General features: G+C 70.9%; 18 protein-coding genes. 12 read left to right on the forward strand and 6 right to left on the reverse strand.

Annotated elements, in window-relative coordinates:
- The first annotated feature begins 37 nt into the window (after positions 1-37).
- From LHJ74_RS08770 to LHJ74_RS08780, 3 genes are all read left to right on the forward strand, one after another.
- The gene (locus LHJ74_RS08770; RefSeq protein WP_260217225.1) at positions 38-796 is read left to right on the forward strand and encodes a MerR family transcriptional regulator; all 759 of its coding nucleotides are present in this window, start codon (positions 38-40) and stop codon (positions 794-796) included.
- Between the two features lie 260 nt (positions 797-1,056).
- Positions 1,057-2,706 carry a threonine/serine exporter family protein gene (locus tag LHJ74_RS08775; protein WP_260217226.1) on the forward strand — a complete coding sequence of 550 codons (1,650 nt, stop codon included), beginning with the start codon at positions 1,057-1,059 and terminating at the stop codon, positions 2,704-2,706.
- A gap of 242 nt (positions 2,707-2,948) precedes the next feature.
- Entirely contained in the window at positions 2,949-4,796 is a 1,848-nt protein-coding gene (locus LHJ74_RS08780) for an ATP-binding SpoIIE family protein phosphatase (protein WP_375546693.1), read from the forward strand.
- A 102-nt stretch (positions 4,797-4,898) separates the two neighbouring features.
- On the opposite strand, the gene LHJ74_RS08785 is transcribed toward LHJ74_RS08780, so the two are convergent.
- A complete protein-coding gene (locus LHJ74_RS08785; protein ID WP_260217228.1) occupies positions 4,899-5,390 on the reverse strand; it encodes an inorganic diphosphatase in 492 nt (163 codons plus the stop codon).
- A gap of 55 nt (positions 5,391-5,445) precedes the next feature.
- Here LHJ74_RS08785 and dacB point away from each other — a divergent pair, with 55 nt between their 5' ends.
- From dacB to folE, 6 genes are all read left to right on the forward strand, one after another.
- The gene (gene dacB / locus LHJ74_RS08790) at positions 5,446-7,020 is read left to right on the forward strand and encodes a D-alanyl-D-alanine carboxypeptidase/D-alanyl-D-alanine endopeptidase (protein WP_375546694.1); all 1,575 of its coding nucleotides are present in this window, start codon (positions 5,446-5,448) and stop codon (positions 7,018-7,020) included.
- A 67-nt stretch (positions 7,021-7,087) separates the two neighbouring features.
- Complete coding sequence (locus LHJ74_RS08795; protein WP_260217252.1) at positions 7,088-8,239, forward strand: Rv3626c family coenzyme F420 biosynthesis-associated protein; 1,152 nt, start codon at positions 7,088-7,090, stop codon at positions 8,237-8,239.
- Positions 8,240-8,380: 141 nt separating this feature from the next.
- Complete coding sequence (gene tilS, locus LHJ74_RS08800) at positions 8,381-9,493, forward strand: tRNA lysidine(34) synthetase TilS (RefSeq protein WP_260217254.1); 1,113 nt, start codon at positions 8,381-8,383, stop codon at positions 9,491-9,493.
- 54 nt (positions 9,494-9,547) lie between these two features.
- On the forward strand, positions 9,548-10,087 hold the full coding sequence (hpt, locus tag LHJ74_RS08805; RefSeq protein ID WP_260217257.1) for a hypoxanthine phosphoribosyltransferase: 540 nt from the start codon (positions 9,548-9,550) through the stop codon (positions 10,085-10,087).
- 186 nt (positions 10,088-10,273) lie between these two features.
- A complete protein-coding gene (ftsH, locus tag LHJ74_RS08810; RefSeq protein ID WP_260217262.1) occupies positions 10,274-12,310 on the forward strand; it encodes an ATP-dependent zinc metalloprotease FtsH in 2,037 nt (678 codons plus the stop codon).
- A gap of 108 nt (positions 12,311-12,418) precedes the next feature.
- On the forward strand, positions 12,419-13,024 hold the full coding sequence (gene folE, locus LHJ74_RS08815; protein WP_260217264.1) for a GTP cyclohydrolase I FolE: 606 nt from the start codon (positions 12,419-12,421) through the stop codon (positions 13,022-13,024).
- Positions 13,025-13,097: 73 nt separating this feature from the next.
- Here the strand turns inward: folE and LHJ74_RS08820 are convergent, their stop codons facing one another.
- The 4 genes from LHJ74_RS08820 to folP form a co-directional block, all read right to left on the reverse strand.
- Complete coding sequence (locus LHJ74_RS08820) at positions 13,098-13,460, reverse strand: DUF742 domain-containing protein (RefSeq protein ID WP_260217265.1); 363 nt, start codon at positions 13,458-13,460, stop codon at positions 13,098-13,100.
- Positions 13,461-13,620: 160 nt separating this feature from the next.
- On the reverse strand, positions 13,621-15,264 hold the full coding sequence (locus tag LHJ74_RS08825) for a sensor histidine kinase (RefSeq protein ID WP_260217266.1): 1,644 nt from the start codon (positions 15,262-15,264) through the stop codon (positions 13,621-13,623).
- A gap of 185 nt (positions 15,265-15,449) precedes the next feature.
- Positions 15,450-15,908: a nuclear transport factor 2 family protein gene (locus tag LHJ74_RS08830; RefSeq protein WP_260217268.1), complete on the reverse strand. Its 459-nt coding sequence runs from the start codon at positions 15,906-15,908 to the stop codon at positions 15,450-15,452.
- Positions 15,905-16,765, reverse strand: a complete 861-nt coding sequence (folP, locus tag LHJ74_RS08835) for a dihydropteroate synthase (protein ID WP_260217270.1) — start codon at positions 16,763-16,765, stop codon at positions 15,905-15,907. Before folP ends, LHJ74_RS08830 begins: the two co-directional genes overlap by 4 nt.
- A gap of 429 nt (positions 16,766-17,194) precedes the next feature.
- Here folP and folB point away from each other — a divergent pair, with 429 nt between their 5' ends.
- From folB to LHJ74_RS08850, 3 genes are read left to right on the forward strand one after another with little or no spacing between them, the layout of a single operon-like run.
- On the forward strand, positions 17,195-17,554 hold the full coding sequence (folB, locus tag LHJ74_RS08840) for a dihydroneopterin aldolase (RefSeq protein WP_375546695.1): 360 nt from the start codon (positions 17,195-17,197) through the stop codon (positions 17,552-17,554).
- Positions 17,551-18,147: a 2-amino-4-hydroxy-6-hydroxymethyldihydropteridine diphosphokinase gene (gene folK / locus LHJ74_RS08845; RefSeq protein WP_260217277.1), complete on the forward strand. Its 597-nt coding sequence runs from the start codon at positions 17,551-17,553 to the stop codon at positions 18,145-18,147. The genes folB and folK overlap by 4 nt, the downstream gene beginning before the upstream one ends.
- A gap of 12 nt (positions 18,148-18,159) precedes the next feature.
- Complete coding sequence (locus LHJ74_RS08850) at positions 18,160-18,648, forward strand: DUF3180 domain-containing protein (protein ID WP_260217280.1); 489 nt, start codon at positions 18,160-18,162, stop codon at positions 18,646-18,648.
- 202 nt (positions 18,649-18,850) lie between these two features.
- Here LHJ74_RS08850 and LHJ74_RS08855 read toward each other — a convergent pair whose 3' ends face one another.
- On the reverse strand, positions 18,851-20,047 hold the full coding sequence (locus LHJ74_RS08855) for an ABC transporter ATP-binding protein (protein WP_260217281.1): 1,197 nt from the start codon (positions 20,045-20,047) through the stop codon (positions 18,851-18,853).
- Between the last annotated feature and the right edge of the window lie 48 nt (positions 20,048-20,095).

Below are 20,095 nucleotides of genomic sequence, written 5' to 3' on the forward strand. Positions count from 1 at the left end.
AGCAGGCTGGGGCTCACATCCGAGAGAGGAGACGGACGTGAGCTACTCCGTCGGTCAGGTGGCCCGGTTCGCCGGCATCACGGTGCGCACGCTGCACCACTACGACGGGATCGGCCTGCTCGTCCCGTGCGGGCGCAACCACGCGGGGCACCGGCGGTACACCGACGCCGACCTGGACCGGCTGCAGCAGATCCTCTTCTACCGGGAGCTGGGCTTCCCGCTGGACGAGGTCGCCGTGCTGCTCGACGATCCGGACGCGGATCCGGTCGAGCATCTGCGCCGTCGGCACCGGCTGCTGGAGACGCGGATCGGCAGGCTGCGGGAGATGGCCACGGCCGTCGAACACGCAATGGAGGCACACAAGATGGGGATCAGTCTCACACCTGAGGAGAAGTTCGAGGTCTTCGGCGACTTCGACCCCGAGGAGCACGCCGAAGAGGTGGAGCGGCGCTGGGGCGACAGCGACGCGTACCGCCAGTCGCAGCGGCGCACCGCCGCGTACGGCAAGGAGGACTGGCTGCGGATCAAGGGTGAACAAGAGGACTGGCAGCGCCGCTTCGTCGCCCTGATGGACTCCGGCGCAGCTTCGGAGGGCGAGGCTGCGATGGATCTGGCCGAGGAGGCCCGGCAGCAGATCTGCCGCTTCTACTACGACTGCGACTACGAGATCCACACCGGGCTCGCCGGAATGTATGTGGGGGACGAGCGCTTCCGCTCGTATTACGAGGACATCAGGCCGGGCATGGCCCGCTATCTGCATGACGCGATCCTGGCCAACGCCGTACGGAGCGTGTAGCGGTAGGGGGCCGTCCGCCCGGTCCGGCGGACGGCGACAGGGGAGGGGGCTCGCACCCATGGTGCGGGCCCCCGGCGCATGCGCCTTTCGCGCCCCCCTCGGGCGGGTCGAGGTGAACCCTCCTATGCTGCCAGCAGGCGGCGGTTCACCGGCTGAAACGTTTGTTTCCGGCCGGGGAGCGGGAACGCCGGAGGCTTGTCCGATGTTGAGGAACTCGTCGGCCAAGGGGGTTGCGTACGTAGACGAGGAGCAGGAGGACAGTGGCCGGGGAGTCCCAGCACGACGGATCCGGGTCCGGGAGCGAGCCGGAGCCGGCAGACGGCGCACCACATCCGGACGAGGTGCACAGCGCGTTCACGCCACCGTTCGGCGTACCGCTGCCGCCGCCGCCCGAGGAGGAGCACACCACTTCGGAATTCGCCGTACCCGAGGGGCTGCTGGCCTCGCCCCCCGCCGAGCCCTCCAGCAGTTTCACTCCGCCGGAGGGCATTCCGCGCCTGGGGGCCCGCCCGTTGCCGCCCTGGCAGGACCGGATGCGCACGATGGTCCGGATGCCGCTGGCGGAGCGGCCCGCTCCGGAGCTGAGCAGCCGCGGCGAGGAGGAGGGCACGGTCGGCCCGTCGGTGCCCCGCGTGCTCGACCTCACCCTGCGTATCGGTGAACTGCTGCTCGCGGGCGGCGAGGGCGCGGAGGACGTCGAGGCGGCGATGTTCGCCGTCGCGCACGCGTTCGGTCTGGACCGCTGCGAGCCGACGGTCACCTTCACCCTGCTGTCCATCACCCATCAGCCCTCGCTGGTGGACGACCCGGTGACGCTCAGCCGGACCGTACGGCGCCGCGGCACCGACTACACCCGACTGGCCGCCGTGTTCCGGCTGGTCACCGATGTCACCACCGGCGAACTGACGCTGGAGGAGTCCTACCGGCGGCTCGCGGACATGCGCCGTAACCGTCACCCGTTCAGCAAGGGTGCCCTGTCGATGGCCAGCGGCCTGCTGGCCGGAGCCGCCTCGATGCTGGTCGGCGGCGGCTGGCTGGTTTTCGTGCTGGCGGCGATCGGCGCGATCCTGGGCGACTGGCTGGCCTGGTTGTGCTCCGGGCGGGGGCTGCCGGAGTTCTACCAGTTCGTGGCCGCGGCGATGCCGCCCGCCGCGATGGGTGTCTCGGTCGTGCTCATCGAGACCAACGTCACCGCCGAGATCCAGGCCGGTGCCGTGATCACCGGCGGTCTCTTCGCGCTGATCCCCGGCCGGGCACTCGTCGCCGCCGTCCACGACGGTCTCACCGGTTTCTACATCACCGCCTCCGCCCGGCTGCTGGAGGTCATCTATCTCATCGTCGGCATCGTCTGCGGTGTGCTGATCGTGCTGTACATCGGTGGAGAGCTGGGCGCGGAGCTCGACCCGGAAGCGCTGCAGCACCAGGAGCGGCCGGAGATCCAGTTGTTCGCCGCGATGCTGCTGGCGCTGGCCTTCTGCGTGCTGCTCCAGCAGGAACGTCACACTGTGGTGCTGGCCACCTTCAACGGCGGCGTCGCCTGGCTGATCTACGGGGCGATGCGGGACGTCGGCGAGCTCAACCCGGTCGCCGCCACCTTCGCCGCGGCCGGTCTGGTGGGCCTCTTCGGGCAGCTGATGTCGCGTTACCAGTTCGCCTCCTCGCTGCCGTACATCACCGCGGCCATCGGCCCGCTGCTGCCCGGCAGCGCCACCTATTTCGGTCTGCTCAACCTGGCCCAGGGGAACATGGACCCGGGCATCGAGAACATCTCCCAGGCCATCGCGCTCGCCCTCGCCATCGCCATCGGCGTCAACCTCGGCGGGGAGCTCGCCCGGCTGTTCATCAAGACCCCGGGTGTGGAGACCCCCTTGCCGGGCCGCCGTGCCGCCAAGCGCACCCGTGGATTCTGACCTCCGCCGCCCCCGGCACCCCCGGCCGGCCCTTCGCGTGTCAAGGTGCGGGTGGCGGGAGAAACGTAGCGACTCCGTCCCCTGGGATCGGCAGCGGTGTCACGGACAGGATCAAGAGCGTCGAGAAGGGGTTGCACCCGCCGTGACGTGGCTAACATGGCGATCCCCGGCGGGCAGCGGTTCCGCCGCGGGGACACACTTGAGCCACGAGTCGTCGAGGGACGGGACGGGAGGCCGGCACGGTGAACCGCGGCAGCCGCGATCGGCGCCTGTCCGGATGGGGCGGTGAATCCGGTCGTTCCGGTGAGCCTGGTGGCCCCGGTGAGTCCGGTGACCAAGGTAAGTCCGGTGAGTCCGCAGGTTCCCGGCTCTCCCAGGTCTCCCGGCGGTTCCGACTGCGCCGCAAGGCCGCCGCCCTCGCCGACCGCTTCGGCGAACGCAGCCGCCTCGCCTGGCTGAACGACGCGAGCAGCAGGATCGGGACCACCCTCGACCTGGAGCAGACCGCACGGGAACTCGCCGAGTTCGCCGTGCCCCGGCTCTCCGACGGCTGCGCCGTCGACCTGCTGGAGTCGGTGCTGCGAGGCGAGGAGGGGGAACGTTCCACCAGTACGGGCATCCCAGTCACCCGTGCCATAGCGGTCGCCTCGGTCCCGGCGCTCGCCGACCTGGAGCCGGACCCGATCGGCGACGTCGCCGTACATCCCGGCGCCCTCTCCACCGACCGGTGCCTGATGCGCCGCGAGTCCGTCATGGTCAACCTGGAGGCCCCCGCCGACTTCCTGAAGGTGGCGCCCTCTCCCCGCCGGGCGGACAAGCTGCGCGAGAAGGGTGTGCACAGCTTCATGGCGGTGCCGCTGATGGCCCGCGGAGTGCTGCTCGGCACCGCCGACTTCGTACGGGCGGGCAGCAGCCCGCCGTTCACCGAGACGGATGTCGCGCTCGCCGAGGAACTGGCGTCCAAGGCGGCGGTCTTCGTGGACAACGCCCGGCTCTACGGGCGGGAGCGCGAGCATGTCGTCTCCTTGCAGCGCAGCCTGCTGCCACGGGTCACGCCCAAGACGCCGGGCCTGACCGTCTCCGCCGACTACGCGCCCGCCGCCGACGCGCACGGCGTGGGCGGCGACTGGTACGACGTGGTGTCGCTGCCCAGCGGCCGTATCGCCCTGGTGGTGGGCGACGTGATGGGTCACGGGCTGCCCGCGGCCGCCACCATGGGCAGGCTGCGTACGGTGGCACGGACCCTCATGACCCTCGACATCGCGCCCGAACGGGTGCTCGCCCGGCTGGATCTGGCCACCCGTGACCTGGAGGACGAACAGGTCGCCACCTGCCTGTGCGCGGTCCACGACCCGGCCGAGGGGACGTACACGCTGGCCAGTGCGGGGCATCCGCCTCCGCTCCTGGTGGACGCGGAGGGCCGGGCGACCTTCCTCGACGTCCCGGTCGGCGCGCCGCTCGGCGCAGGGGTCATCCCCTACGACGCCCTGGAACTACCGGTGCGCGACGGCGACCGGCTCGTCCTCTACTCCGACGGCCTGGTCAAGGACCGGCACGAGGATGTGGACATCCAGCTCGACCGGCTGCGCGACTCCGCGGCCGCGATGGCGTTCGGAGAGCTGGACGCGGCCGGGCTGATGGCCTCCGAGCATGACGCCGAAGGCCGTTTCGACGAGGCCGTACTGCTGGTGGCCACCAGCCGCAGCACCATGCCGGACGCCGAACTGCGCGTCTGGGAACTGCCCGGGGACGGGACGGCCGCCTCGGCCGCGCGCAAACTGGTGACCGAGCAGCTGGAGCTCTGGGGACTGGCCGACCTGTCGGACATCACCGAACTCGTCGTCAGCGAGCTGGTCGCCAACGCGCTGCGTTACGGCAGCGGCCCGGGGCAGCTGCGGCTGCTGCGGGACGACCGGGTGATGGTCGAGGTCTCGGACACCGGCCCCGACCTGCCCCAGATCCAGCACGCCGACCTCCAGGACGAGGGCGGACGCGGCCTCCAGCTGATCAACATGCTCTGCCGCCGCTGGGGTTCCTGCCGCACGACGACCGGCAAGGTCGTCTGGGCGGAGCAGGACATCCCGAGCTGATCGGCGGCACCCGTCTGCTGCCGGTGCACGCTGGCCCCGGTGCGGTGACCGTGCCGCCGATCGCCCGGCAGGGGCTCTCGTAGGACAACAGCTTCCCAGCGGTCAGTGACCGCCCTGGGCCTCCAGGCGCTTGCGGGACGCCTCGACCTCCGCCTCTGCGTCCGTACGGCCGACCCAGTTCGCCCCTTCGACGGACTTGCCGGGCTCCAGGTCCTTGTAGACCTCGAAGAAGTGCTGGATCTCCAGCCGGTCGAACTCGCTGACGTGATGGATGTCGCGCAGATGCTCCACCCGGGGGTCCGACGAGGGCACGCACAGCAGCTTGTCGTCGCCGCCTGCCTCGTCGGTCATACGGAACATACCGATTGCCCGGCACTTGATGATGCAGCCCGGGAAAGTCGGCTCCTCGAGCAGCACCAGGGCGTCCAGCGGGTCGCCGTCCTCGCCCAGGGTGTGGTCGACGAAGCCGTAGTCGGCCGGGTACACGGTCGAGGTGAAGAGGTGGCGGTCAAGTCGGATGCGACCGGTTTCGTGGTCCACCTCGTACTTGTTCCGCGACCCCTTCGGGATCTCGATGACGACGTCGAACTCCAAGGGAGGCTCCTCCGTGATCAACACATGTTCTGGTGATTAAGTGTCCCCTACGCACATGTGTGCTTGCGAAAGGGGCTGGTCCGAGGTGCGTGACAGGGCTGTACGGGCAACCGCCGCCACCGTCGAGACCGCCCGTGCCGCCGTACGGCGGACCCGGCGGCGTTGGCGGGCCGCCACGCCGCAGCAGCGGCAGACCTGGCGGCTGACGGCGGGTTCCGCCGCCGTCGGACTGGTGGTCGCGATCGCGGCGGTGACCGCGGCAGGACCATGGGACTCGGGCCAGCGTACGGCCGAGCGCGCCCGCGCGGCCGACCGGGAGGACGGGAGTGGCGCGGACCACACCTCGGACAAGGGCCCGGGCATGGTCGCCCCCGCCCCCAGCGCCCACCCGGTGCTGCCCGCGCTGGGCGGCGAGCCGAAGGCCGGGCCGGGCCGCGAACGCGGCGCGGGCGTCCCGCCGCCGCCCACCCTCGAGGGGCTGGCGGACGCCCTGGAACCGCTGATGGAGGATGCGGCGCTGGGGCCGGTGCGCACGGCGTCCGTGGTGGACGCGGCCAGCGGCAGGCAGCTGCTGGACGTCGACTCCGGGCGGCCCGTCACCCCCGCGTCCACGATCAAGCTCGCAACGGCGGTGGCCGCGCTGTCCGCACGCGGCCCCGAGTACCGGATCGAGACCCGGGTGGTGCGGGCCGGGGAGGGCAAGGTCATCCTCGTCGGCGGCGGCGATCCCACGCTCTCCGCCGAGCAGCTGGACAAGCTCGCCCGGGACACCGCCCGCGCACTCAAGGACGGCGGCGGCGAGGGCGGCGCCGTGGAGGTCTCCGTCGGCTACGACACCTCGCTCTACTCCGGCCCGGCGCGGCACAGCATCGGAGTGAACGAGAACCTCGCTCTCGTCACCCCTCTGATGGTCAACGAGGGCCGGCTGGACGAAAGCCGCCACGGCCCGGCGCCCCGCGCCGTCGACCCCGCTCCGGCGGCGGCACGCGCGTTCACCCAGCGCCTGACGAAGGCCGGAGTGAAGGTCACCAGGACCGCGACCCGGCCTGCGACGGCCCCGAAGGGCGCCGAGGAACTGGCCGCGCACCGCTCCGCTCCGCTCGCGGCGCTGGCCGAGCAGGCGCTGACGCACAGCGACAACGACATCGCCGAGGCCCTCGCCCGGCAGACCGCCCTGGCGGACGGCGCGCCGGCGAGCTTCGAGGGCGCGGACGAGGCGGTGCGGAAGCGGCTGGCCAAGCTGGGCCTGCCGGTCAAGGGCGCGCGCTTCGCGGACGGGAGCGGGCTCAGCCGGGACGACCGGGTTCCGGCATCGCTGCTGACCAGCATCCTGGCGCAGGCAGTCGGAGGGGAGCATCCGGAGCTGCGGCCGGTCCTGAGCGGCCTGCCGGTCGCGGGCTTCACCGGCACCCTGAAGAGCCGCTACCCGGACGCGGAGCGCGGCGCGGGTCTCGTTCGGGCGAAAACGGGGACCCTCACCGGGGTCAACACGCTGGCGGGCACGGTCGTGGACGCGGACGGGCGGCAGTTGGTCTTCGCGTTCATGACCACCGGCACCACGGACCGGCAGGGAGCGGGGGCCGCGCTGGACAAGCTCGCCTCCTCGCTGGCGAACTGCGGCTGCCGCTGAGCGCCGCGCGTCCGGTCATTACCGTCGTCGGCTCCCGCCGCGAGGCCGTGGCACGTACCGTGAAGCTATGACGAGCCTCGGTGGTGTGGAGATGGTCGACTGGAATCTCGCGGTCGCGACCGCGACCCGACTGGTGCGGCCGGGGCCCGAGGTGAGCCGGGACGAGGCGCGCGCCGTCGTCGCCGAGCTGCGGCAGCACGCGAAGGTGTCCGAGGAGCATGTGCGCACCTTCACCCGGATGGGTAACCGCACGGACGCGGAGGCCGCAGCCTCGGGCGACACCCCGCCCCCGGTCCTGGTCGTGGACCGGGCCGGCTGGGTGAAGGCGAACGTCGCGGGCTTCCGCGAGCTGCTGTCACCCCTGCTGGGCAAGATGCACGAGCGGCGCACCGGCGGTCCCGGCGGCGCCATGCTCGGTGCCGTCGGCGGCAAGGTGACGGGCGTCGAGGTCGGCATGCTGCTCTCCTTCCTCGCCTCCCGGGTGCTCGGGCAGTACGAGACCTTCGCACCGGCGACGCGGGAGCTGCCCGCGTCCTCGGAGGGCGGCGGCCGACTGCTGCTGGTCGCGCCCAACATCGTGCACGTGGAGCGCGAGCTGGCCGTCTCCCCGCACGACTTCCGGCTCTGGGTCTGCCTGCACGAGGAGACGCACCGCACGCAGTTCACCGCCGTGCCCTGGCTGCGGGATCACATCCAGGGTGAGATCCAGTCCTTCCTGAGTGAGACGGACGTGGATCCGTCCACACTCCTCGAACGACTGCGCGAGGCCGCGCAGTCGTTGACGGGTGCCAGGCCGTCCGGGGAGGAGGGCGAGGAGGCGAGCGACCGCAGCTTCGTCGAGCTTGTGCAGACTCCCGTGCAGCGCGAGATCCTGAACCGCCTCACCGCCGTGATGTCGCTGCTGGAGGGCCACGCGGACTACGTCATGGACGGGGTCGGGCCGGAGGTGGTGCCGACCGTCGCCGAGATCCGGGAGAAGTTCCAGAAGCGGCGCGCGACCGGGGCGGGGCGGCTCGACCAGGCGCTGCGCAAGCTGCTCGGGCTGGACGCCAAACTGCGCCAGTACCGGGACGGCGAGCGGTTCGTGCGGGCCGTCGTGGAGGAGGTCGGTATGGACGGTTTCAATCGGGTATGGACTTCGCCGAACACGCTGCCGACCAAATCGGAGATCGCCAAACCGGCGGACTGGATTGCGAGGGTGCACCGCAAGGCTGACTGACCCTGCCGAGTGCTTCACCAATCACCCATCCGAGGGACCGTTAGTCACGGGTCAGCGTGCGATGCTCAGGGACGCAGCCCGTCTCTGTCACCATCAATCCACTCAGCGTGACAAAACTCCCTTCGAGGAAGTGAATCGGACATGGGTCCCCATCCCGCGGTCGCCGCAATACGCCTGGCGGTCCGCCGCGTTCTTCGTGACGTCCTGCGCGAGCACTCCGCGCGCTCCGGCCAGCAGCACTCCACTCACTCCACCCACCCCGCTCACTCTGCTCAGCCCGGCCAGTCCGGAAACACCGCCCACCCGGTGCCGCCGCTGGTCCTGGTCGCCTGTTCGGGCGGGGCCGACTCGATGGCCCTCGCCTCCGCCGTCGCCTTCGAGGCCCCACGGCTCGGCGTCCGCGCCGGGGGGATCACCGTCGACCACGGTCTGCAGTCCGGCTCGCCCGAGCGCGCACTCGACGTCGTCGCCCGGCTGACCGCCCTCCGGCTCGACCCTGTCGAGACCGTCACCGTGGCCGTCGGCCGCGAGGGCGGGCCCGAGGCTGCCGCCCGGGAGGCGCGCTACGCCGCCCTGGACGCCGCCGCCGAGCGCGCCGGAGCGGCCGCCGTGCTGCTCGGCCACACCCGCGACGACCAGGCCGAGACCGTGCTGCTCGGCCTGGCCCGCGGCTCCGGCACCCGCTCGCTGGCCGGCATGGCCGCGGTGTCCGGGCCGTCCGGGCGCTATCGCCGCCCCTTCCTCGCCATCGACCGGCAGACGACCCGCCGGGCCTGCATGGTCCAGTCGCTCCCCGTCTGGGACGACCCGCACAACGCGGATCCGGCCTACACCCGCTCCCGGGTCCGCCACGAGGCGCTGCCGACTCTGGAGAAGGCCCTCGGCAAGGGCGTCATCGAGGCTCTCGCACGCACGGCAAGGCTCTCCCGCGACGACGCGGACGCCCTGGATGCCTGGACGGACGAGGCCGAGCGCTCCGTCCGCGGCCTGCCCGTCGGCGAGCTGCCCGTCGGTGAGCCGGCCGTCGGTGAGCTGGATGTCGCCCGGCTCCACGCACTGCCACCCGCCGTTCGCCGCCGAGTGCTGCGCCGTACGGCCATCGCCGCCGGTGCACCCGCCGGCTCGCTCTTCGCCCGGCACATCGAGGAGGTGGACCGGCTGATCACGGCCTGGCACGGCCAGCAGGCCATCAACCTGCCCGGGCTGGTGGAGGCGCGCAGGCAGGGTGGCAGACTGGTCATCCGGCAGAGCTGACAGCGCCGGCTGGTCCGGCATCGAGCGAGAGCGGCACGGGTGAATGAGAAAGACATGAGCACCGACCTGGAGTCGGTGCTCATCACCAAGGAAGAGATCGACGCGAAGCTGGCCGAGCTGGCCGCCGGGATCGACGCCGAATACGCGGGCCGGGATCTGCTGCTTGTCGGGGTGCTCAAGGGCGCCGTCATGGTCATGGCGGATCTGGCCCGGACGCTGTCGTCTCCCGTCACCATGGACTGGATGGCGGTCTCCTCGTACGGCGCCGGGACGCAGTCCTCCGGTGTGGTCCGCATCCTCAAGGATCTGGACACCGACATCCAGGGCAAGCACGTGCTGATCGTCGAGGACATCATCGACTCCGGCCTCACGCTTTCCTGGCTGCTGTCCAACCTGGGCTCGCGGGAGCCCGCCTCGCTCAACGTGTGCACGCTGCTCCGCAAGCCGGACGCCGCCAAGGTGGCGATCGACGTGAAGTGGGTCGGTTTCGACATCCCCAACGAGTTCGTCGTCGGCTACGGCCTGGACTACGCGGAGAAGTACCGGAACCTGCCGTTCGTGGGCACCCTGGCGCCCGCGGTCTACGGCGGCTGACGGGGCCGGCGGGCCCGTCCGTCATCCGGGAACGGATCCGGGCCGTCCACCGTTGGTACAGACGGGAACGGGACTAGTTGACTGTCCTCGGCGGCGCCGGGTGACAATGCTGAGGTACCGTCCGAAGGTCAGTCTTTTTCAACTCACTGTGGCAGGAGGGACGGGGCGCCACCGCGCTCCGTATGGATGGACGTGAAGCGATACTTCCGTGGGCCGGTCATGTGGATCGTGCTGGCCGTCCTCGCCGTAGTCGTGTTGATGCAGGTCGTCAGCTCTTCCGAGGGCCACAAGACGGTGGACACCGGTCAGGTTGTCCAAGCCATCTACGACGACAAGGTCAAGTCCGCGCAGCTCACGACGGGCGACGAGCACGTCGTCAAGATCGAGCTGAAGGACGGCGCCAAGGTCGAGGGCAGCGACAAGGTCAAGGCAAGCTATATCGGCGACCAGGGGGTCGCCCTCGCTGAGAAGCTGCGCACGCAATACGAAGCCGAGAAGATTCCGGACGGCTACACCGTCTCGCCGCAGAAGCAGAACCCGTTCGTCGGGATGCTGCTCTCGCTGCTGCCTTTCGTGCTGATCATCGTCGTGTTCCTGTTCCTGATGAATCAGATGCAGGGCGGCGGCTCCCGCGTCATGCAGTTCGGGAAGTCCAAGGCGAAGCTCATCACCAAGGACACCCCGAAGACGACGTTCTCGGACGTCGCCGGAGCGGATGAGGCGTGCGAGGAGCTCGAAGAGATCAAGGAGTTCCTGCAGGAGCCTGCGAAGTTCCAGGCAGTGGGCGCCAAGATCCCCAAGGGCGTACTGCTCTACGGGCCCCCCGGCACCGGCAAGACGCTGCTCGCGCGGGCTGTCGCGGGTGAGGCGGGTGTCCCGTTCTACTCGATCTCCGGGTCCGACTTCGTCGAGATGTTCGTCGGTGTCGGCGCCTCCCGGGTGCGTGACTTGTTCGAGCAGGCGAAGCAGAACGCCCCGGCCATCGTCTTCGTCGACGAGATCGACGCGGTCGGCCGCCACCGAGGCGCCGGCATGGGCGGCGGCCACGACGAGCGCGAGCAGACGCTGAACCAGCTGCTGGTCGAGATGGACGGCTTCGACGTGAAGGGCGGCGTCATCCTGATCGCCGCCACGAACCGCCCCGACATCCTGGACCCGGCGCTGCTGCGTCCCGGCCGGTTCGACCGCCAGATCGCGGTGGACCGCCCGGACATGCTGGGGCGCCTGGAGATCCTCAAGGTGCACCAGAAGGGCAAGCCGGTCGCGGACGACGTCGACCTGAGCGCGGTGGCACGGCGTACTCCGGGCTTCACCGGCGCCGACCTGAGCAATGTGCTCAACGAGGCGGCGCTGCTCACGGCCCGCAGCGACAAGAAGCTTGTCGACAACCACTTCCTCGACGAGGCGATCGACCGTGTCGTGGCCGGTCCGCAGAAGCGGACCAGGATCATGAGCGACAAGGAAAAGAAGATCACCGCGTACCACGAGGGCGGTCACGCCCTGGTCGCGGCAGCCTCGCCGAACTCCGATCCGGTGCACAAGATCACGATCCTCTCCAGAGGCCGTGCCCTCGGGTACACGATGGTCCTGCCGGACGAGGACAAGTACTCCACCACGCGGAACGAAATGCTCGACCAGCTGTCGTACATGCTGGGCGGCCGCGCGGCCGAGGAGCTCGTCTTCCACGACCCGACGACGGGCGCGGCGAACGACATCGAGAAGGCGACCGCGACGGCTCGTGCCATGGTCACGCAGTACGGCATGACCGAGCGGCTCGGCGCGATCAAGTTCGGCTCCGACAGCTCCGAGCCGTTCCTCGGCAAGGAGATGGGCCACCAGCGCGACTACTCCGAGGAGGTCGCCGGGCTGGTGGACGAGGAGGTCAAGAAGCTGATCGAGACGGCGCACAACGACGCCTGGGAGATCCTGGTCGAGAACCGGGACGTCCTGGACAACCTCGTGCTGGCGCTGCTCGAGAAGGAGACGCTGAACAAGGAGCAGATCGCCGAGATCTTCGCCACCGTCGTCAAGCGTCCGCTTCGCCCGGCGTGGACGGGCTCCTCGCGACGCACGCCCTCCACCCGGCCTCCGGTCACCACTCCGCCCTCCGTGGCCAACCCCAACGGGGGGCCCCCGGCGATCGAGAAGGGCAAGGAGATCGGCCCGACCGACCCCCTCGGGGAGTCCGTCGACCTGGTCGAGGAGCCCCGCCCAGAGGCCTGACACCGCACCGGGCCGTCCTGCCCGGAATTCTGGCCGCGCCCCTCAGGTTCTTCAGCCTGAGGGGCGCGCGCTTTTGCAGCGCGTACGCGCGTGAGGAACGAGGAAGACATGACCGACCCGGTGACGCTGGACGGCGAGGGGCCGATAGCCGAGTTCGACGAGAAGCGGGCTGAGAACGCCGTGCGTGAGCTCCTTCTCGCGGTGGGCGAGGACCCTGACCGGGAGGGCCTCCGGGAGACGCCGGCCCGCGTGGCGCGTGCCTACCGGGAGCTGTTCGCCGGTCTCCGGCAGCGCCCGGAGGACGTGCTGACCACCACCTTCGATCTCGGCCATGACGAGATGGTGCTGGTCAAGGACATCGAGGTGGTCAGCCAGTGCGAGCACCACCTGCTGCCGTTCCACGGTGTGGCGCATGTCGGATACATTCCGGCGTCCAGCGGGAAGATCACCGGGCTGTCGAAGCTGGCGCGGCTGGTGGAGGTCTTCGCCCGCCGCCCCCAGGTCCAGGAGCGGCTGACCACCCAGATCGCCGACTCCCTGCTTGAGATCCTCGAACCGCGCGGCGTGATCGTCGTGATCGAGTGCGAGCACATGTGCATGTCGCTGCGCGGCGTCCGCAAGCCCGGCGCCAAGACACTGACCTCGGCCGTACGGGGCCAGCTGCGGGACGCCACCACGCGTGCCGAGGCGATGAGTCTGATCATGGCCCGCTAGGGACGTGACAGAGTCGAGGGGCATGGCCCGCTAGGGACGTGACAGAGTCGAGGGGCATGGGCCCGCTCGGCGGTCAGAGCCTGCGGAGGCCCGCGAGTACCTGCTGGAGGAGGTCGGTGTCGGGCAGCCGTCCGCCCGCACCGGCCGCGTCAGGCCGTGGATGGCGCGCGGTGATCCGCCCCGCCGCCAGCAGGTCGCTCAGAAGTATCCGCACGATGCCGACCGGCAGGTCCAGGTCGGAGGCCAGCTCCACCACCGCGGTGGGTGCGCGGCAGATCCGCAGGATGGCGGAGTGTTCGGACTGCATGCCCGGCGCCGGGTCGCACGCGCCGACGACGAGCGTCACGAGGTCGAACACCTGGGTGTCGGCGCGGCTGCGGCCACCGGTGAGGGTGTAGAGCCGGTCCGGGACTTCGTCACGGCCCGGCCTGGTCATCGTGGACCGCAGCTGTCGACCTGTCGGCGCGGGGTCGCGCGGAGGCGCTCGCCCAGCTCTTCCAGGAGCCCGTTCCCATGGCGGCCCTCGGAGTGGCCGGTCGTCCGGCGGAGCCTGAGACCGTCACGTAGGAGGAGGCGTGCGTACCGGGTGCCGGTGATCATTCAGCCCCCTCCTCCGGACGTGGACGGGCGGACGCGGGCGGGCCGCTGGGAGTGGACGGGGTGCCGCCCTGCCAGTCAGGCCCATCAGCCCCGTCCGGCCCGTCAACGCGTTCCCGTCCGGCGCGGCGGAAGCCGGCGAACCGTGCGCCCGACTCCTCGGGGGAGCGCGCCTCCCGCGGCTGAGCGGCGGGCGGGGTGGCCGGCGGACGCTGGGCGGCGGCCGGTTTCCGTACGGAGCGCCGCAGGGGCAGGCCGCTCTCCTCGTCCCGTACGGCGCCACCGTGCTCCGCCTGCGGCTCGTCCGCGCCCCTCGGGACGACGGGGACCTCCGGCGCGTCCTGCAGATCCTCTACGCCCCGCACGTCCAGGATGCCCTGCACGTCCCGCATGCGCTGCACGTGCCGGGGATGCCTCGGTTCCCGTACGGCGGCCGCTCTCGTCGGGGTGTCCGTGTCCGTGTCCGGGTGCGGATGGGTGATCAGCGCCTGCGGTATCCGCAGCAGGACGCCGGTGCCGCCGTGCGCGGACGGTCGGTAGGAGACCGTCAGGTCGTGTCTGCGGGCGAGCAGTCCCACCACGGTGAGCCCGAGCCGGGCGGCGGAGCGGGTGTCCGGTGCCACGGCACCTGAGTTGACCGCTTTCTGGGCGCGGCCGAGCGCCGCCTCGTCCATCAGCAGGCCGCCGTCCTCGACGGCGATGACCACACCGGAGGAGACCTCCTCCACATAGACATGGACCTCCGCTGTGGGCGGCGAGAACGTGGCCGCGTTGTCCAGCAGTTCGGCGAGTGCGTGCATGACACCCTCGGCCGAGTCCCCGTCGACTGCCGCGGTGCAGGTGGAGTGCAGCCGGACGCGCCGGTAGTCGTTGATCCGCCCCATCGCGCCGCGCAGGATGCTCTCCATCACGATGGGCTTGGCCCAGCGCCGTTCCGAGCGGGCGCCGGCGAGCACGGCGATGGAGTCGGCGAGCCGCCCGGTCTGTGCAGTGCGGTGGTCCAGCCGCAGCAGATCGCCCAGCACGTCGGCGTCGTCGTGCTGGTGCTCCATCTCCCGCAGGTCTGCGGCCATGCTGGTGGTGAGTGCCTGCGCCCGGCCCGCCGCGGTCGCGCAGGCGGCCATCGCCGTGGCCCGGGCGGTCTCGCTGCGGTGCAGCTCGGCGGCGAGCGTGCCGAGCACCCGTCGTTGCGCCGGGTCCGACGGTGCCGGGGATAAGCCGGCCAGCGCGGTGTCCGCCGAGGCTCCGCCACGCAGCCGCGTCACCAGGGCCGGTACGGTCTCTTCGGCGAACCGGAGCGTGCCGTCGCGGAGGGCGTCGGCCTCCGCGTGCTGGGCGGCGAGCAGGACGCGCAGGCGACGGCCGGCCAGGAGCTGCCAGGCGGCGAAGCCGACGGCGGCACAGAGCGCGAGCCCCGCCGCTCCGCTGCCCCAGGCGATTCCGGCCCTGGCCGACTGCGGTGCCGCGTACACCGAGAGCAGGCAGGCGGGGGCGGTGACCAGCAGTGCGCAGAGTGCGGCGAGTGCGGTGCGGGGGCCGATGCCGGTTGGGCCACCGTCGGCGCCGGTGATGGCGTGGGTGGGGGTGGGGGTGGGGGTGGGGGCTGGAACCGGGTCCGGGGACCGCGATGCGTCAGATGTCATTTCTCACAGTCCTCATGCACAGGTCAGTTCCGGACGGCAAAAAACTCTGGCCAATACCGCATCAATATAGGCGAGTTGGCTGTGACGCAAGGGCGTCTCGGAGGGGAATGGCCTCCGAAAGTGGCTGACCGGGAGCGGAGGGTGACTCCGGCCACCCGACGGCTGGAGCCTGCCGGGTGGCAGGCTCAGCCTTCGATGTCCTCCTCGTCCGGTTCGTCCTCGCCCTCGACCAGCACCGGCGAGCCGTGGTGGGACCACACCTTCCAGCCGCCGTCCTCCGCCCTGCGGAAGACGTTGGTGGCCACCACCAGGCCGCCGACCAGTGGCCCCGCCGAGCCGTCCTCCTCAGCCGGGCCGCCGCTGAGGATGTTCTCCGTGCAGCTGACGAGCGCGGTGTCCCCGAGGACCGTGACCTCCACATCGGTGAGGAAGAACTGGATGTAGTCGGTGTTCGCCATGATCAGCGCGTAGGAGCGCATCACCTCGCCGCGCCCGGTGAGGACCGGCCAGCCGGGATGGACGACGCTGATCTCGTCGTCGAGCCACAGCTCCGCCAGGGCGTCGAGATCGCCGCGTTCCACCGCGTCGTAGAGCGCGGTGTTCGCCGCCTCGACGGCTTCGCCGTCCGCGGTCGCCCCGCTCACGCAGCGCCCTCGACGGCACGGGCGACGCGTACCGCGTCCGCGCTGGCGCGGACCTCGTGCACCCGGACCGCCCAGGCGCCCTCACGGGCGGCCAGTGCGGTGACTGCGGCCGTGGCCGCGTCCCGCTCCCGGGCCGGGGGCGGGACGGTGGCCCCCTCGCCTGCGAGCACATCACCGAGGAACCGCTTACGGGAGGCCGCGACCAGGATCGGACGTCCCAGCTCGCCGCGCAGCCGGGACAGCGCGGCCACCAGTGCCAGATCGTGCTGGGCGCGCTTGGCGAAGCCGAGGCCCGGGTCGATGACGATCCGCTCCGGGGAGATGCCGCCGGAGACCGCATGATCCAGTGTTGCCCGCAGCTCCGCGATCACCTCGGGGACGACCTCTCCGTACGCTGCTCGGTTGTTCATGTCGATCGACTGTCCGCGCCAGTGCATCACGACGAAGGGCACGTCGGCGGCTGCCACCGCGCGGATCATGTCCGGGTCCGCCTGGCCGCCGCTCACGTCGTTGACCAGGACCGCGCCCGCCTCCACCGCCAGCTCGGCCACCGCGGCGCGCATGGTGTCGACGCTGACGCGCACGCCGTCCGCCGCCAGGCCGCGCACGACCGGCAGCACCCGGCGCAGCTCCTCCGCCTCGTCCACCCGCGCCGCGCCGGGCCGGGTGGACTCTCCTCCGACGTCGACGAGATCGGCGCCCTGGGCGACCAGATCCAGCCCGTGCTTGACGGCGGTCTCGACGTCGAACCACCGGCCTCCGTCGGAGAAGGAGTCGGGCGTGACGTTCACCACGCCCATGACCGCGCACCGGTCCAGCTCCGGCAGACCAGTCACCCGGCCACGCAAGGTCGTCATGTCGCCAGCCTAGTGCTTCGCCGCACAGGTCCCGCGAGGGTCGGTGCGGCGTCGGATGGCCGTACCAGGCGTCACCAGGCGTCCACCCGCCGCAGGACCTGTGCGGCGAGGCACCGAGTGGTGACCGCGGAGGGCGCAGCGGCGCATTCGCGCAGTGGCGCAGGAATGTGGTGCCGGTGCCGCGTGGTGCTCTCGTCCGGGAATGGTGGAGTGGCTCCAGGTGTCGAAGGGTAGAGGCCGGGAGCCGCGTGATCGCGCGTCGGTGTCCGGGCCGCGGACGCATACGGGCCGGACCCCCGCGGGCAGGGACTGTCAGTGCCCGCAGGTAGATTCGACAGGTCAGCGTGCACCGTACGGTCCGCCGACCCGCCGACAGACAGACCGAAGAACCGGGATGACCGACCGGGATTACCGACGGGAGTGATGCGCGTGGACCGCGTCGCACTGCGCGGACTGAGAGCCCGTGGGCATCACGGCGTGTTCGCGAGGGAACGTGAAGAGGGACAGACGTTCATCGTCGACCTCGACCTGGGTCTGGACACCCGCCCCGCCGCCGCGAGCGACGATCTCTCGAAGACCGTCCACTACGGCATCGTGGCCGAGGAGGTCGTGGCCCTCGTCGAAGGTGAGCCCGTCGATCTGATCGAGACGCTCGCCGAGCGGATCGCCGAAGCCTGCCTCGCGCACGAGGCCGTCCGTGAGGTCGAGGTCGTCGTCCACAAGCCGGAGGCACCGGTCACCGTCCCCTTCGACGACGTGACCATCACTATCAAGCGGAGCCACGTATGACACCGAACAGCGACCCGACCGTGCAGCCGGTGCCCGCATCCGTGGTGCACCAGGTCGATGCGGCGGACACGACACTGAGCAATCCGCAGCGGGCAGTGATCGCGCTCGGCAGCAACCTCGGCAACCGCCTCGAGACCATGCAGAGCGCCGTCGACGCGCTGGCGGACACTCCCGGCCTGCGGGTCAAGGCGGTCTCCCCGGTGTACGAGACGGTGCCCTGGGGGGTCGAGCCGGGCAGCCAGCCCACCTACTTCAACGCGGTGGTGCTGATCAGGACGACACTGCCGCCCTCCTCGCTGCTGGAGCGCGGGCAGGCGATCGAGGAGGCCCTGGAGCGGGTGCGCGACGAGAAATGGGCCGCGCGCACCATCGACGTCGACATCGTGGCGTACCAGGACGTCGTCTCCGATGATCCGGTCCTCACGCTGCCGCATCCGCGTGCGCACGAGCGGGCTTTCGTGCTCGCCCCGTGGTTCGACATCGAGCCCGCGGCCGAGGTGCCGGGCCGAGGCGCGGTGGCCGACCTGCTGACCGCGGTGGGCAGAGAAGACGTCTCGCCGCGTGCCGACCTGGAACTGAGCCTGCCCGACTGACGTTGGTGACCTGTGAGACAACTGCGAATCAGGACACTGGCGGGGCTCTTCGCCATCGCCGGGGTCCTCTCCTGGGCCGGCGCCCGGATGCTGGACGCGCTGGGCTCGCTGCCCAGCGTGCCGGTCGAGGCGCCCATCGTGCTGACGGCCATCGCCGCGGTGCTGCTCGCCACGGCGCTGTCGCTGCGTTCCCGGCTCAAGGCGCAGCGGGAGCGGCAGCCGGGCGCGAAGGGCGTCGATCCGATGATGGCCGCGCGTGCGGTGGTCTTCGCACAGGCGAGCGCGCTGGTGGCCGCCCTGGTGTCGGGCATGTACGGCGGCACAGGGGTCTTTCTGCTGCTCAGCGAGATCGATCTGCCAGCCCGTGGCGATCAGGCGCTGTACGCCGGGCTGTCGGTGGCGGCCGGTGTCGCGGTCTTGGCGGCGGCGGTCTATCTGGAACGCGTGTGCAAGCTTCCGGAGGACGAGGACGACGACAACCCGACGGCGACGCCCGCCTGAGGGCTGTCCCGTAATCCCTGGCGGGCGGAGGACGACAGTTACGGCACCTCGCTGCGTTGCCGGGACGCCCGGACACGCCCAGTATGAGGACGCCCCTCCGCCTTGCGAAGCACCGCATCTGACGCCGCGCGCTGATCCACCAGGGGCTACGGGACAGCCCTCAGGGTCTGTCGTTCGGATCGTGCTGGATCGGTGAGCGGGGTCAGGCGGTGGGCTTCGCCGCCTCGGTGGGCACCTGGCCGGCCGTGCCGGTGACGTTCACGTCCTCGCCGATGGAGCGCCGCAGCGCCTCGTGCAGCCCCGCAGGGGTGAGGACGCCTTCGAAGCGGTCGCCGTCCAGGACGGCGATCCACCCCGCGTCGTGCTGGAGCATGGTGCTGAAGGCATGCTTGAGCGAGGAGCCCACGGCGAGCCACGCCTCCATCCGCCGTGCGTACCGCTGCACCGTCGCGTCCTTGTCCGGCGACGCCGCCTCTGAGCCCAGCGCCGACGGATCCAGCGTGTCGGCCGAAACCCAGCCGTGCAGCCCGCCCGCGGCGTCCAGCACGACGGCCCAGCGGGCGCCCTCGGCGCGCATGCGGTCCGCGGCGGTCTCCCGCAGGTCGTCTAGGCGGACGACCGGTGGCTGCTCCAGGTCGCTCCGCCGTACGGGCGTCACCGACAGCCGTTTCAGCCCTCGGTCCGCGCCCACGAAGTCCGCCACATAGGGGGTTTCCGGGGCGCCGAGGATCTTGGCGGGTGCGTCGAGCTGTTCGATGCGCCCGTGCCCGTACACGGCCATCCGGTCGCCGAGGCGTACCGCCTCCTCGATGTCGTGCGTGACGAAGAGCACGGTCTTGCGCACGGTCTCCTGGAGCTTCAGGAATTCGTTCTGCAGGTGCTCGCGCACGAGGGGGTCGACGGCGCCGAACGGCTCGTCCATCAGGAGGACGGGGGGATCGGCGGCGAGGGCGCGCGCCACGCCCACCCGCTGCCGCTGGCCGCCCGAGAGCTGGTCGGGGTAGCGGTCCCCGTGCGTGCCCGGATCCAGCCCGACGAGTTCGAGCAGCTCCGCTGCCCGCGCGCGGGCCTGCGAGCGCCGCCAGCCCAGCAGGTGCGGGACGGTGGCGGTGTTGTCCAGGACGGTCTTGTGCGGAAACAGCCCGACCTGCTGGATGACATAGCCGATCCGGCGGCGCAGCTCGACCGGGTCGACGGTGGAGATGTCGGCCCCGTCCAGCAGGATGCGGCCATCGGTGGGCTCGATGAGCCGGTTCACCATTTTCATGGTCGTCGTCTTGCCGCATCCGGACGGACCCACGAGCGTGACCAGTTCGCCTTCCGCCACTTGGAAGGAGAGATCGTTCACTGCCCAAGTGCCGTCGGGGTAGCGCTTGCTGACCTGTTCGAAACGAATCACACTTCATCATGACAGCTGTGTCGTGTGCAGCTCGGAAAAGGTCCCTGA

Source organism: Streptomyces gossypii (assembly GCF_025165795.1).
GTDB lineage: Bacteria > Actinomycetota > Actinomycetes > Streptomycetales > Streptomycetaceae > Streptomyces > Streptomyces gossypii.